The sequence below is a fragment of the Yersinia sp. 2542 StPb PI genome (assembly GCF_048593855.1).
Classification (GTDB): Bacteria; Pseudomonadota; Gammaproteobacteria; order Enterobacterales; family Enterobacteriaceae; genus Yersinia; species Yersinia enterocolitica_E.
The window spans coordinates 1-14,586 of the sequence record NZ_JAZGQA010000119.1 but is presented as its reverse complement, the minus strand read 5'-3'; the positions used below and the strand labels follow the sequence as shown (position 1 = coordinate 14,586).

Sequence of the window (14,586 nt, the reverse complement as noted above, 5' to 3'; positions counted from 1 at the left end):
CTGTTATCAAACTATTATGATAAAAACAACCACATCACTGGCTGTGCTTTACATCTTTAAAGTTCATTCAAATTCAATACATCACGCATATCAAATAAGCCATTATCCCGCATTGACACCCAAATAGCCGATTTAACCGCGCCATTGGCGAAAGTCATGCGACTGGTCGCTTTGTGTGTGATTTCAACGCGCTCGCCAATATCAGCAAACATAGCCGTATGCTCTCCAACAATATCGCCAGCACGTACGGTTGCGAAACCGATAGTGCCGGGTTTGCGTTCGCCGGTATGACCTTCACGGCTATAAACCGCGCAATCTTTCAGTGAACGCCCTAGTGAGTCAGCAATTGCCTCCCCCATCGCCAGCGCGGTACCTGAAGGTGCATCAACTTTATGCCGATGATGTGCCTCGATTATTTCGATATCGGTATAGTCACCCATCACTTTCGCTGCCTTCTCTAGCAGCTTTAGCACCACATTAACCCCAACACTGAAATTGGCAGCGAACACAATAGCAATGTCCGTTGCCGCAGCCCTGATTGCTTCTTTACCTGCATCATCAAAGCCAGTAGTGCCAATTATCATCGCCTTACGATATTGATGACAAATGGCTAAATGCTCCAGCGTGCCCTCAGGCCGGGTAAAATCGATCAAAACATCAAAATCATCAATTACATTAGATAAATCATCACTTACTGTGATTTTTAACAACCCCGTTCCGGCCAGTTCGCCAGCATCACTCCCCACTAATGTCGATCCAACACGTTCAACAGCAGCCCCCAGCACCACACCTTCAGTGTGAGTAATTGCCTGGATAAGTTGTCGGCCCATACGGCCGCCCGCGCCGACAACAGCGATACGAATTGTTGAATCAGTCATACTTCCTCTCATATTGTGTCATCTACCCTGACCAAGGTTCAGATTAGCCGCCCGCTATGGACTCTGCCAGCCTATTTAATCTGTATTAGAAAAAAATGATATACGCATGCTTTTATCAGTGAAACCACTTAATTCCTTAAATACGCGGTAACACTTCATCTGGCATAATGCGGTTATTTCGCATATTCATGCAGTTATGGTGGAATACACCCATAAAAAAGCAGCCACTGAGGGCTGCTTTTTAACGTTGAAGCACGGTATCAATCAGTCAATCTGTTTTACATCGACACGTAATTCTTTAGGTACTTCGAAGACGATACTCTCTTCACGGCCACTAAGTTCGATAGACCCACCAGCACCGAGAGCTTGCAAGCGCGCAATAACTTGCTGTACCAGAATATCGGGAGCAGATGCGCCAGCGGTAACACCGATACACGCAGCCCCCTGTAACCATAACTCTTGTATATCGGCCGCTGAATCAATGAGATAAGCAGGCTTACCCATCCGCTGTGCCAACTCAGCCAACCGATTAGAGTTAGAGGAGTTTTTCGAGCCAACCACTAAGACCACATCGGCATCATTAGCCAGATTGCGCACCGCTTCTTGCCGGTTGGTCGTGGCATAGCAGATATCATCTTTGCGTGGACCGACAATCTTCGGGAAACGCTGGTGTAAGGCATCGATAATTGCAGAGGTGTCATCAACCGACAATGTCGTCTGTGTCATAAAGCACAGATTGTTCTCATCTTTAACCTGCAAAGCCCATACATCATCAGGTGATTCAACCAGATACATCCCCCCTTTCGGGTTGCTGTATTGCCCCATGGTACCCTCCACTTCCGGGTGACCGGCGTGGCCTATCAAGATGGCTTCTTTACCCTTGCGACTAGCACGTGCGACTTCCATATGAACTTTGGTCACCAATGGGCAGGTTGCGTCAAACAGCATAGTAAGCTTGCGCTCACGAGCTTCTGCTCGCACAGCCTGCGACACGCCATGGGCCGAGAAAATCAGAATAGAGCCATCTGGCACTTCTGAAATCTCCTCGATAAAGATAGCACCACGTTCACGCAAGCTATCAACCACATAACGGTTGTGTACCACTTCATGGCGCACATAGATTGGCGCACCATACATTTCGATCGCGCGTTCAACAATACTGATAGCCCGATCAACTCCGGCACAAAAGCCGCGTGGATTAGCCAGCAATATCTGCATGCATTGCCTCCTGTTGCGGGTCAATCTCCAACACTTCAATTTCAAAGCTAATGGAATGCCCTGCCAACGGGTGATTAAAATCAACAGTAATAGACTCTTGCGCCACTTCCCGTACCACACCTGGCATTTCACTGCCATCACGGGAGGTAAATAGCATAATAGTACCGGCATCTGGCACGCCGGTTTGAGCAAAGTCACGCTGGGTGAAGTACTGAATCAGATCAGGGCTTTCCAAACCAAACGCATCTTCAGGTTGTAAAGTGAAAGCATGCTTATCACCTACTTTCAAACCAATTAACTGCTGCTCAAGTGCATCAGAAAGGCTGTCATCACCTAAACGAAACAGCGCAGGTTTGCCGTGAATATGTGTTGATTCCGCCGTTGAACCATCTTCCAGTTTCAGAGTGAAGTGCACCAATACGGCGCTCTTGTCTTGTACAAAATGGTCTTGTACTTGATTAGCGGGTACACGCTCGGACATCTCATTCACCTTTATTCATGGCCGTTTTTTCAGCAGGGCTTAAAAAACCCTCAAAGATAACCAACGCAGCACCGATACAGATAGCGGTATCGGCGATGTTAAAGGTTGGGAAATGCCAGTTATTGACGTGGAAATCGATAAAATCGATCACCGCACCATGCACCATGCGATCAAATAAGTTACCTAATGCCCCACCAATAATCAGAGCATAAGCACAATTGAGCAGGCGTTGTTTGGCAGTAGAGCGATACATCAGCACCATTAATACCACTGAAATACCAATAGCTATGCCCGCAAAGAACCAACGCTGCCAGCCACTTTTATCGGCAAGAAAGCTAAAGGCTGCGCCAAAATTCTGTGCGTAGGTCAGGTTAAAAAACGGGATCAGCGGCACTGACTCATACAAGGCAAAGTGGGTCATGACCCACTGTTTGCTGCTGAGATCCAAAATAACCACCAATACCGCCAGCCATAACCAGCGCAATCCGGTCGAACAAATAGGTTTACTCATTAGGCGAACTTACGCTCTTCACCGTCTCCGGCAACGTTAGTGACACAGCGGCCGCACAATTCAGCATGTTCCGCTACCAAACCGACATCTTGAGTGTAATGCCAGCAACGCGGGCACTTCTCACCATCAGCCTTATTAAAGGTGATTTTCAGCCCGGCAATCAACTCACTTTGCAGCGCATCATCACCCGCATCAGCATAAGGGGCAACTTTCGCAGCTGAGGTCAACAGCACAAAACGCAATTCATCTTGCAAACTGTTCAATCGCGCAGCCAGTTCAGGCTCGGCGAACAAGGTAACTGCCGCCTCCAATGAACCACCGATACGCTTATCACTACGGGCCTGCTCTAACACCTTGTTGACTTCACCACGGACTTTTAACAGCTCGGCCCAGAAAGTATCGTTCATACTTTCATCACCCGCCAACCCGAACAGACCGTCATACCACTCTTCAGTGAAGACATACTGTGGACGACTGCCTGGCAGTTGGTTCCAGATCTCATCTGCGGTAAAGGACATAATAGGTGCCATCCAGCGCACCAATGCTTCTGCGATATGGAACAACGCGGTCTGGCAACTGCGGCGGGCAACGCTGTCGCCTTTCGCGGTGTACTGACGGTCTTTAATGATATCCAAATAGAAGGACCCCATCTCAACCGAGCAGAACTGCATCAAGCGCTGCACCACCAAGTGGAAATCGTAACTTTCGTACGCTGCCATGATCTCAGCTTGAGCTGCCTGGGCACGGCCGACTGCCCAGCGGTCCGCGACTACCATATCTTCCGGTTTCACCTGATGCAGCGCAGGATCAAACCCATTTAGATTCGCCAGCAAGAAGCGCGCAGTGTTACGGATACGGCGATAAGAGTCAGCAGAGCGTTTGAGGATTTCGTCAGAAACCGCGATCTCACCGGTGTAATCGGTTGATGCCACCCACAGACGCAGAATGTCACCACCCAGTTTGTTCATCACATCTTGCGGGCTGATGGTGTTACCGATGGATTTGGACATTTTGCGCCCTTGCCCATCAACGGTAAAACCGTGGGTCAGCACTTGGCGATAAGGCGCTTTGCCTTTCATCGCGGTTGCTATCATCAGTGAAGACATAAACCAGCCACGGTGTTGATCAGAACCCTCCAGGTACATATCCGGGCTATGACCACCAAATTCAGGACGCACGTCAACCACCGACGAATGAGTTGAACCGGAGTCAAACCATACGTCCAAGGTGTCTGGCACTTTGGTGTAATCGGCGGCATCAGCACCCAGGATTTCCGCAGGATCCAGATCCCACCATGCCTGAATACCGTCTTGCTCAACGCGTTTGGCGACTTCTTCCATCAGCTCAGTGCTGCGTGGATGTAGTGCTTCAGTCTCTTTGTGCACAAACAGGGACATCGGCACGCCCCAGGTACGCTGACGCGAGATACACCAATCAGGGCGGTTTGCCACCATGGTTTCGATACGTGCCTGACCCCAATCGGGGATCCATTGCACGCCTTTAATCTCTTCCAGCGACTGCTTACGCAGGCCTTTCTGATCCATGCTGATAAACCATTGTGGTGTAGCACGGAAGATAATAGGTGTTTTATGGCGCCAGCAGCACGGGTAGCTGTGAACCAGTTTTTCAACTTTCAGCAGTGCGCCTTTTTCACGTAGCAGCTCAACAATCACATCGTTGGCTTTAAACACGAACATGCCGTCCAGAGTAGGATACGTCCCCGCCAAATAACAGCCATTCGGCCCCACCGGGTTGGCAACTTCTAAACCGTATTTCTGGCCGATAACAAAGTCATCCGGGCCGTGACCAGGTGCTGTGTGAACTGCACCAGTACCGGCATCCAGTGTAACGTGATCACCTAAAATTGCCGGAACATCAAAGCCCATAAACGGATGATTGAAACGCAGCAGTTCCAAATCAGAGCCTTTGCAGCTCCCCAATACCGTCCATTCAGCAATCCCTGCGCGCTTCATGACACTTTCCACCAGATCTTCTGCCAGAATCAGGCATTCGCCATGAACCTGGACAAGTTGGTAAATGTATTCAGCATTCAGTGAAATCGCACGGTTAGCGGGCAAGGTCCACGGAGTTGTCGTCCAGATAACCAGTGAAATCGGGCCTTTAATCGCCGAAACATTAAATTTGGTGGCAACAGCCGCTACATCGACGGCATTAAAGCGCACATCAATGGAAGGTGAGGTTTTATCGTAATATTCAACTTCTGCTTCAGCCAGTGACGAACCACAATCAGTACACCAATGCACTGGCTTCGCGCCTTTGTGCAAGTGACCGTTATCAATGATTTTGCTTAATGCACGAATGATATTGGCTTCAGTTTTGAAATCCATCGTCAGATAAGGATGGTCCCAATCGCCCAATACCCCCAGGCGGATGAAGTCTTTCTTCTGACCTTCAACCTGCTCAGCCGCATATTTACGGCAAGCAGTACGGAACTCTGCGGCACTGACTTTCTCGCCCGGCTTACCAATTAACTGTTCAACTTTTAACTCAATCGGCAAACCATGGCAGTCCCACCCTGGAATATAAGGAGAGTCGTAACCCGCCATTCCTTTCGATTTAACAATAATGTCTTTGAGAATTTTGTTAACAGAGTGACCAATGTGAATGTTGCCGTTCGCATAAGGAGGGCCGTCGTGCAAAATAAAGGTTTTTTTACCTTTCTTGGCCGTACGAATAATCCCGTACAGATCCTGCTCATACCAACGTTTCAGCATGTCAGGTTCACGCTTAGCCAGATCGCCGCGCATCGGGAACCCTGTTTCAGGCAAGTTCAGGGTATTCTTGTAGTCACTCATTAGATTCTCGGTTCCGTTTCGGCTAGAAATATTAAACCGGTGTCTTTAGCCCGAAAAATGTTCGGGCCGTCACCACATCATGGGCGATTTGCTGCTTCAGGGCATCGAGCGAAGCAAAACGCTGTTCGTTGCGCAGTTTCGCGCGGAGCACCACGTCAATATGGCACCCATAAAGATCCATAGTTACATCCAGCAGATGAACCTCTAGTTGCTGGCGAACACCAGCAACGGTAGGCCGGGTACCAATGTTGGCAACTCCGGGTAATGGCTCTGGACCCAAGCCATACACATCAACCGCATACACTCCTTTCACCGGAGCGACTAAACGTTTTAATGGCAAATTCGCCGTGGGGAAGCCAATCGTGCGCCCCAGTTCATCACCATGAACCACTCGGCCGGAAATGCTATAGGGGTGGCCAAGTAACGCCTCAGCCAACACCAAATCGTCATTATAAAGTGCCTGACGAATTGCGGTGCTACTAATGCGTAACCCACCATCACAAAAGCTATCTGTGCTGATAACATCGAAACCAAATTCAGCACCGGCTTGCTGTAACAGTTGAAAATCCCCCTGACGCTCTGCGCCAAAGCGGAAGTCATCACCAACAGTTAAAAACTTAACACCCAACTTCTCTACCAGCAACTGAGCAACAAAAGCTTGCGCAGTATTAGCTGCAAAACGCGGGTCAAATTTTACGCACAACAGATAATCAACGCCGGCCTCAGCCAGATATCTGGCTTTATCCCGCAGGCGCGTTAGCCTTGCTGGTGCTTTGTCCGCTGCAAACAATTCCAGTGGTTGCGGTTCAAATATCATAACCATTACGGGCAAGCCCAAGCGCTGACCTTCACACTTTAGCTGCTCCAATAAGGCCTGATGTCCACGATGGACACCATCAAAGTTACCGATAGTTAGCACGCAACCATGGTGGCGTGCCCGGATATTATGTATACCGCGAATTAGCTCCATAGCTGGCTCAAAACAGTGGAAATCGCCGGATTATACCTTGTACAGCCGTTAAGGTTAACCCGCGATTGGCACCTTTAACCGAAAGTCATACCATTTTGCCAATATTGTGCAGGTAAAATCCCTTTTACTGACTTTATCCTGTAGAATGCGCACGGAGTTTGAATACAGAAGCAGGCTGAGATTTTTACAAGAACCACCGTCGAATCCCTTCAAGGCAGTGAACTGTGGATTTTTCTTTCGAAAGACTGTATTCCGCAGTGCGAAGCTGGTAAAATCCCGCTCCATCACAACGTAGCAAGTGCCGCCCGTACAAACGGCGCTTATTTGCACAAATCCATTGACAAACGAAGGCTAAAAGGGCATATTCCTCGGCCTTTGAATTGTCCTCAATAGAATATATTTGGGAGTTGGACCTTGGCTAATATCAAATCAGCTAAGAAACGCGCCGTACAGTCTGAGAAACGCCGCAAGCATAATGCTAGCCGTCGCTCAATGGTGCGTACCTTCATTAAGAAGGTGTATGCGGCAATTGCAGCTGGCGATAAAGACGCAGCGCAAAAAGCATTTAATGAAATGCAACCAATCGTGGATCGTCAGTCCTGTAAAGGTCTGATCCACAAAAACAAAGCAGCGCGCCATAAGTCAAACTTAGTCGCGCAAATCAACGCAATGCAGTAATTGCATTACGTCGATTGCTTAGTAAAAAGACCGGCCTAGGCCGGTCTTTTTATATCTATTTTTTGAATTGCTTATAATTTAGCCTATTCACGGCAAGACCCATTTATAGTCTATAGAGTTCAAAACGCAGAAAGTCAGCCATCAAATGACAAATTGGTATAAACCCGAGGTGACAGCATTTATGTCAGCCCCTAGGGTGGCACTCATTAATCCCGATAAGCTGACATATTTATGAACGAGTGCAATCAACACAGCTGTAGTTTGCAAGGTAACGTGGCTATTTAGCCACTAAAGAGCGCGGAAAAATCTTTGTTACATACCCGCTGCACTGCCGGATGTTGGATCATACGCTCGGCAAAAATCACATAATATTCTTCCTGCACACTGTCTAAGCGGCCAATTTCGACTATCTGGTCATCTTTAGCGTAGGTATCAGCAGCGTACATTGTCGGTGCAACAAAAATAGCATTGTTATAAATAGCGAAAGCATTCATCAGTGCCGCGTCATCAAACTCACCCAAAATCTCTACCTGTAGCCCTTTACTGTTAATCCAGTTCAGCAATTTGCGCCCAAGCATGGAACGACGGCCCGGTATCAACAAACGCTTTTGCTGCAAACAAGCAGGGAAAGGTAAATCAGGGATCGGCTGACGACAATAAAAACTCACGCTGCATTCGCCCAGTTTGACAGAGAACAACCCTTCTTGTTGGCTGGAATCAACCGGACAATCGGACAGAATCATATCCAGTTTGTGCTGACTCAACTGCTCCAGCAGCATTTCGTGGGTCGATTCAAAACAGCGCAGATGAATCTTTTCGTTCTCAACGACAGCCGTTTCCAGAACCTGGCTCACCAAGCGCTTGGATAATGCATCGGCAACACCAACATCGAAAAGTAGATTAGATTCTTTGCGATAATTAACAATATCCAGCATTTCATGGCTAAGCATGAACATTTTATCCGCATAACGAAAGACCAGCTGCCCCAGCTCTGATGGCACTAAGCCTCGCCCTTGTCGCTTAAATAACTTCCCCCCCAGACGCTCTTCCAACGCTTTAATTTGCCCGGTAATTGTTTGTGGCGTCAGGAATAATGCTTCTGCTGCACCGACGACTGAACCTTCTTTACAGACCTGCCAAAAGTAATAAAGATGATTGAAATTGATATGTGACATTCGCATGTTGTTATCCCCTTAACATATCGGCGAGCCAGATATACCCGTCCTACTTCAAGTTGCATGTGCATTGGCAGCGTTCAAAATGGTTTACAACCAATCTGCCTTTCACTTGCCGACTTCCTGCAACTCGAATTATTTAGGGTGTATATAACCTCATGCACGACTAAACGTTCCCTGTTCTGACGGTAAGCCTAGAAATCCATCAGGTAGAACACCAGTACCTTTACAAGCGGCACTGGTCATTCAAATAGTAATCAGCGAGTTATTTTTCTTGTTGCTGGCAAGGCCATACGCAACAAGCTATAACCCACAATGGCTGCGGTGGTGGAGCCTAATAATATGCCCAACTTAGAATAGGTAAGCAAAGCGAGATCGGCGCCATCAAATGCCAGCGACGCAATAAATATCGACATAGTAAAACCGATACCGCATAGCACCGACACCGCAAAAATCTGCTTAAAGTTTATCGCGTCAGGTAGTTTAGCCACCCCTAACTTAACCGCGAGCCAACTAAAGAGGAAAATCCCCAGTGGCTTACCAATAAACAGACCGCTCGCAATCCCCAGAGGCAATAGCGATGTCAATCCAGCGAGTGAAACGCCTTGCAATGAAACCCCCGCATTGGCAAACGCAAACAGTGGCAAGATCAAATAAGCAACCCATGGGTGCAAACCATGCTCGAGCGATTCTGACGGTGAACGCTTATCTTTAGTGTGCAACGGTATCATAAAGCCGACAATGACCCCGGCTAAGGTCGCATGCACACCTGATTTGAGGATGCAGACCCACAATACCAATCCCACCAGTAGATAGGCAGAGGTTTTCCCTACCCCACGCCAATTCATGTAAGCCAGTAGCGCAATAGCCGCAGCAGCTATGCCTAAGGCTTGCAGTGAAACCTCGTGGGTATAGAACAACGCAATAATGATGATGACACCCAAGTCATCAATAATGGCCAGCGCCAGTAAAAAGACTTTAAGACTGGTTGGAACCCGATTTCCCAACAGAGCCATCACACCTAATGCAAAGGCGATATCAGTAGCCGCAGGAATTGCCCAGCCCTGGCGGGTAACCTCATCAGCAGCGTTAAATAATAGATAAATCAAAGCCGGTGCCAGCATACCACCTAATGCTGCTATGGCCGGAAAAACCGCTTTATCGCGGCCAGCTAACGAACCTTCCATCAGTTCGCGCTTAACTTCCAGCCCAATCATCAGGAAGAATATCGCCATTAAACCGTCATTAATCCACAGTAATAGTGGCTTGCTGATATCCAGCGAGGCTATCTTTACCGATACCGGTACATCAAGAAATGATTGGTAAATGCTAAATAGGGGGCTGTTAGCCATAAATAAGGCGACGGTGGCAGCAAAAATTAGAATCAGCCCACCCGCGGCCTCTTGGCGTAAAAATTGACGGATCATGTTTGTCACAATGAATAACTCCTTACATCGGACAGTGAGCCTGTGCCCGGCGAATCAATGCATCAATTTTAAGATAGTCTTCAACTCGAAAAAAGTCGTTTTTATGACATCAAGTGATCGAAAAAACCGAGCCATTGATGATTTACTTCACATATATATTTAGTCGATGATGAAAAAAATCCCCGACGTTAATCGAGGATTTTTCGTTTTCTTGCACTTTCTTAGCCGATTAACAACTCATTGATCAGCGAGTCAAATCGTCAAAGAATTTCTTAACGCCATCTAAGAAGCTTTTAGAGCGGGGACTATTTTTCTCACCCGCAGCACCGACGAAACTCTCTTCCAGTTCACGCAGTAGCTGTTTCTGTTTTTCGCTCAGATGGACTGGTGTCTCAACCACAACACGGCATAACAGGTCACCCTGACTTCCGCCACGCACAGATTTAACACCTTTGCCACGCATGCGAAACAGCTTGCCGGTTTGGGTCTCTGCTGGGACTTTCAGCTTAACCCGGCCATCCAGCGTTGGGACTTCAATCTCGCCGCCTAAGGCTGCCATAGCAAAGTTAATTGGCACTTCACAATACAGGTTATTGCCTTCACGTTCGAAGATTGGGTGCGCTTTAACTTGCACCTGAACATATAAATCACCTGCTGGCGCGCCATGTTCACCCGCTTCACCTTCGCCACTTAAGCGAATGCGGTCACCGGTATCAACACCGGCGGGGATCTTAACCGACAGTGTTTTGGATTTTTCAACACGGCCATGCCCATGGCACTTGTTGCAAGGATCTTTAATGATTTGACCATTACCCTGACAAGTAGGACATGCCTGCTGGACGGTAAAGAACCCTTGGCGCATATGTACCTGACCTGCACCACGGCAAGTCGAACAAGTGACTGGCGAACTTCCCGGCTTAGCGCCACTACCGTGGCAAACATCACACTCATTCAGCGTTGGGATGCGAATTTCTTTAGTCACGCCGCGCACGGCTTCTTCCAGTGTCAGATCCATGTTGTAGCGTAGATCGGAACCACGGGAAGCACGCTGACGGCGGCCACCACCAAAGATATCACCGAAAACATCACCAAAAATGTCGCTAAAATCAGCACCACCGCCACCACCAAAACCGCCGCCGCCCATGCCACCTTGTTCAAAGGCTGCATGACCATATTGATCATATGCTGCACGTTTTTGTGGATCAGTCAGAATTTCGTAAGCTTCTTTAACTTCTTTAAAATTTTCACCGGTATCGTTCTCGTCCTGATTACGGTCCGGGTGATACTTTACTGCCAGGCGTTTATAGGCCTTTTTGATTTCACGTTCATCGGCGCCCTTACTGACGCCTAAAACCTCGTAATAATCTCTCTTCGCCATTCTCTTTTTTTCCTACCCTTAACATGCGTGCACGGGCGTAGAGTTTCCTCGACGCCCGTGCTGGTTTCCAGCAACAGTAAGGCCTACCACTGCTGTGCCCGCTTAAGGGCGATTATTTTTTGTCTTTCACTTCTTCGAATTCGGCGTCTACCACGTCGTCTTCTTTCTTGGCACTGGTGTCACCAGCATCGCCGCTTGCGGCTGCTTGCTGCTGCTGAGCCATTTCCAGCAATTTGCCAGAAACCTGCACCAGAGCCTGAGTTTTCGCTTCAATTTCAGCTTTGTCTTCGCCTTTCAGAGCAGCTTCCAGCGCTTTCAAAGCATCTTCGATCGCAGTTTTGTCTTCTGCTGGCAGTTTGTCGCCGGCTTCTTCCAACTGTTTACGGGTGCCGTGAATCAGATGGTCAGCCTGGTTGCGAGTCTGAACCAGTTCCTCAAACTTACGGTCTGCTTCTGCGTTAGCTTCTGCATCACGTACCATTTTCTGGATCTCTTCCTCGTTCAAACCAGAAGATGCCTTGATGGTTATCTTCTGCTCACGACCGGTATTCTTGTCTTTAGCAGACACATGCAGAATACCATCGGCGTCGATATCGAAAGTCACTTCGATTTGCGCCATACCGCGAGGAGCAGCCTGGATACCGTCCAAATTGAACTGACCCAGAGACTTGTTATCCTGAGCACGTTTACGCTCACCCTGAAGCACATGGATGGTTACCGCAGACTGGTTGTCTTCTGCAGTAGAGAACACCTGGCTGTGCTTAGTTGGGATAGTGGTGTTTTTAGTGATAAGCGGGGTCATCACACCACCCATGGTTTCAATACCCAGTGACAGTGGGGTAACGTCCAATAACAGAACGTCTTTCACTTCACCAGACAGAACACCACCCTGCACTGCCGCACCAATGGCTACAGCTTCATCTGGGTTAACGTCTTTGCGTGGTTCTTTACCGAAGAAATCAGCAACTTTCTTCTGAACCATTGGCATACGAGTCTGACCACCAACCAGGATAACGTCCTGGATATCGGAAACAGACAGGCCAGCATCTTGTAAAGCCACTTTCAGTGGTTCAATAGAACGATTAACCAAATCTTCTACCAGTGACTCCAATTTAGCGCGGGTCACTTTGATGTTCATGTGTTTTGGACCGCTGCCATCAGCCGTGATGTACGGCAGGTTCACGTCGGTCTGTTGAGCTGAAGACAGCTCGATTTTTGCTTTTTCAGCGGCTTCTTTCAGGCGCTGCATTGCCAGTGGATCGGTACGCAGATCCATACCCTGGTCTTTCTTGAATTCGTCAACCAGATAGTTGATCAGACGGCTATCAAAGTCTTCACCACCCAAGTGAGTATCACCGTTGGTTGCCAGAACTTCGAAGGTTTTTTCACCGTCAACTTCGTCGATTTCGATGATAGAGATATCGAAAGTACCACCACCGAGGTCATAAACCGCGATAGTACGGTTGCCGACTTCTTTGTCCAGACCGTAGGCCAGTGCCGCTGCGGTTGGTTCGTTGATGATACGTTTTACTTCCAGACCGGCGATACGGCCAGCATCTTTCGTTGCCTGACGCTGAGCATCGTTGAAGTAAGCCGGTACAGTGATAACCGCTTCAGTGACTGGTTCACCCAGAAAATCTTCAGCTGTTTTCTTCATTTTCTTCAGAACTTCAGCAGAAATCTGTGGTGGTGCAACTTTCTGGCCTTTTACTTCAACCCAAGCATCACCATTGTCGGCTGCCACGATTTTGTACGGCATGATATCTTTATCACGCTGCGCTTCTTCATCCTGGAAACGACGGCCAATCAAACGTTTGATGGCAAACAGTGTGTTTTGTGGGTTAGTAATAGCCTGACGTTTAGCCGGTTGACCAACCAGAATCTCACCATCTTGGGTATAAGCGATGATAGAAGGCGTAGTACGGTCGCCTTCGCTGTTTTCCAGCACACGAGCTTTAGTGCCATCCATAATTGCTACACAAGAGTTGGTAGTACCCAAGTCGATACCAATAATTTTACCCATCTAAAACGCCTCCACTAAAAAGTCATATTCGGTCAAGTTACTAATCTATATGTGGGCGGATTGTTTGTTTTCAACTGCCCGTATTTTGTTAATCAATGTTTTCATGCCCAATATTTTACTGATGCATGTGTCCGCTGATCCACGATTAGTCCCTGCGGTTGGGAATAAGATGGGGCCACGAAACGCAGCATCAAGGGGGGAGATGAAAAAAAATTACTTTTTATCACCCTCGAGATCATTGTTTCCAACCGCGTGGATCATTATGATGCGGCGCGCACTAAAGGAATCGACGACTTTTTGGTCATTCAGGCGTTTGATACTTATTCGGATAACTATCCATTTTTTAGCATTCTGTTAATTGCAGAGGACTTATGAACACCACCAAGTTGGCAAATCCTGGCCCGTTAGGCCTGATGGGTTTTGGGATGACAACCGTCTTGCTCAACCTACACAATGCAGGTTTCTTCCCCCTGACCTCTGTTATTTTGAGTATGGGGATTTTTTACGGCGGTCTGGCACAAATTCTGGCGGGTATGCTGGAATATAAGAAGGGTAATACTTTCGCGGCCACTGCATTTACCTCCTATGGCGCATTTTGGCTGAGCCTGGTCGGTTTGCTGATGTTACCTAAGATGGGTATGGCTGACGCAACTGATGCACAATTCCTCGGCGTTTATTTAGGTTTATGGGGCATCTTCACACTGTTTATGTTCTTCGGAACTTTGCCCGCTAACCGTGCTTTGCAGTTTGTGTTCGGTAGCCTGACGCTGCTGTTTGCGCTGCTGGCCGTCGGTAACTTCACCGGTAACCATTCACTGCTGGTTTTCGCCGGTTTCGAAGGCATCATTTGTGGTGCAAGTGCAATTTACCTGGCAATGGCAGAAGTATTGAACGAACAATATGGCCGTACCGTATTGCCGATTGGTGAACCAAGCCCAACTTTACAAGCGCAACATGTAGTTTAATTAGGAAGTTTAGATTTAAAGCCCCTGGAGCATTCATGTTTCAGGGGCTTTTTTATGTTTACTTAT

12 protein-coding genes are annotated in these 14,586 nt (G+C 48.0%); 2 read left to right on the top strand and 10 right to left on the bottom strand.

Translation table 11 applies throughout. The features are described from left to right. Positions 1-56: 56 nt before the first annotated feature. The 6 genes from dapB to ribF form a co-directional block, all read right to left on the bottom strand. Positions 57-878 (bottom strand): 4-hydroxy-tetrahydrodipicolinate reductase, encoded by an 822-nt coding sequence (gene dapB / locus V1952_RS14500; RefSeq protein WP_420071885.1) that lies wholly within the window; start codon positions 876-878, stop codon positions 57-59. 264 nt (positions 879-1,142) lie between these two features. Next, positions 1,143-2,096, bottom strand: coding sequence for a 4-hydroxy-3-methylbut-2-enyl diphosphate reductase (gene ispH / locus V1952_RS14495; protein WP_372557977.1), 954 nt, complete (start codon positions 2,094-2,096; stop codon positions 1,143-1,145). Then, positions 2,077-2,577 carry an FKBP-type peptidyl-prolyl cis-trans isomerase gene (gene fkpB / locus V1952_RS14490; RefSeq protein WP_420074975.1) on the bottom strand — a complete coding sequence of 167 codons (501 nt, stop codon included), beginning with the start codon at positions 2,575-2,577 and terminating at the stop codon, positions 2,077-2,079. The genes ispH and fkpB overlap by 20 nt, the downstream gene beginning before the upstream one ends. 1 nt (position 2,578) lies before the next feature. After that, the gene (gene lspA / locus V1952_RS14485) at positions 2,579-3,088 is read right to left on the bottom strand and encodes a signal peptidase II (protein WP_372557975.1); all 510 of its coding nucleotides are present in this window, start codon (positions 3,086-3,088) and stop codon (positions 2,579-2,581) included. Continuing rightward, positions 3,088-5,904: an isoleucine--tRNA ligase gene (gene ileS, locus V1952_RS14480; protein WP_420074974.1), complete on the bottom strand. Its 2,817-nt coding sequence runs from the start codon at positions 5,902-5,904 to the stop codon at positions 3,088-3,090. The genes lspA and ileS overlap by 1 nt, the downstream gene beginning before the upstream one ends. Before the next feature lie 31 nt (positions 5,905-5,935). Continuing rightward, positions 5,936-6,874, bottom strand: coding sequence for a bifunctional riboflavin kinase/FAD synthetase (ribF, locus tag V1952_RS14475; protein WP_420071883.1), 939 nt, complete (start codon positions 6,872-6,874; stop codon positions 5,936-5,938). Positions 6,875-7,288: 414 nt separating this feature from the next. Here ribF and rpsT point away from each other — a divergent pair, with 414 nt between their 5' ends. Continuing rightward, positions 7,289-7,552 (top strand): 30S ribosomal protein S20, encoded by a 264-nt coding sequence (gene rpsT / locus V1952_RS14470; RefSeq protein ID WP_002220715.1) that lies wholly within the window; start codon positions 7,289-7,291, stop codon positions 7,550-7,552. Positions 7,553-7,833: 281 nt separating this feature from the next. On the opposite strand, the gene nhaR is transcribed toward rpsT, so the two are convergent. The 4 genes from nhaR to dnaK form a co-directional block, all read right to left on the bottom strand. After that, positions 7,834-8,733, bottom strand: a complete 900-nt coding sequence (nhaR, locus tag V1952_RS14465) for a transcriptional activator NhaR (RefSeq protein WP_083160614.1) — start codon at positions 8,731-8,733, stop codon at positions 7,834-7,836. 251 nt (positions 8,734-8,984) lie between these two features. Then, complete coding sequence (gene nhaA / locus V1952_RS14460) at positions 8,985-10,163, bottom strand: Na+/H+ antiporter NhaA (protein WP_372557972.1); 1,179 nt, start codon at positions 10,161-10,163, stop codon at positions 8,985-8,987. Between the two features lie 235 nt (positions 10,164-10,398). Further along, the gene (dnaJ, locus tag V1952_RS14455) at positions 10,399-11,532 is read right to left on the bottom strand and encodes a molecular chaperone DnaJ (protein ID WP_083160619.1); all 1,134 of its coding nucleotides are present in this window, start codon (positions 11,530-11,532) and stop codon (positions 10,399-10,401) included. 112 nt (positions 11,533-11,644) lie between these two features. Then, complete coding sequence (dnaK, locus tag V1952_RS14450; protein ID WP_372557971.1) at positions 11,645-13,555, bottom strand: molecular chaperone DnaK; 1,911 nt, start codon at positions 13,553-13,555, stop codon at positions 11,645-11,647. A gap of 371 nt (positions 13,556-13,926) precedes the next feature. Between dnaK and satP the strand changes: the two genes are divergently transcribed. Further along, the gene (gene satP / locus V1952_RS14445) at positions 13,927-14,520 is read left to right on the top strand and encodes an acetate uptake transporter (protein WP_083160623.1); all 594 of its coding nucleotides are present in this window, start codon (positions 13,927-13,929) and stop codon (positions 14,518-14,520) included. The last annotated feature ends 66 nt before the right edge of the window (positions 14,521-14,586 follow it).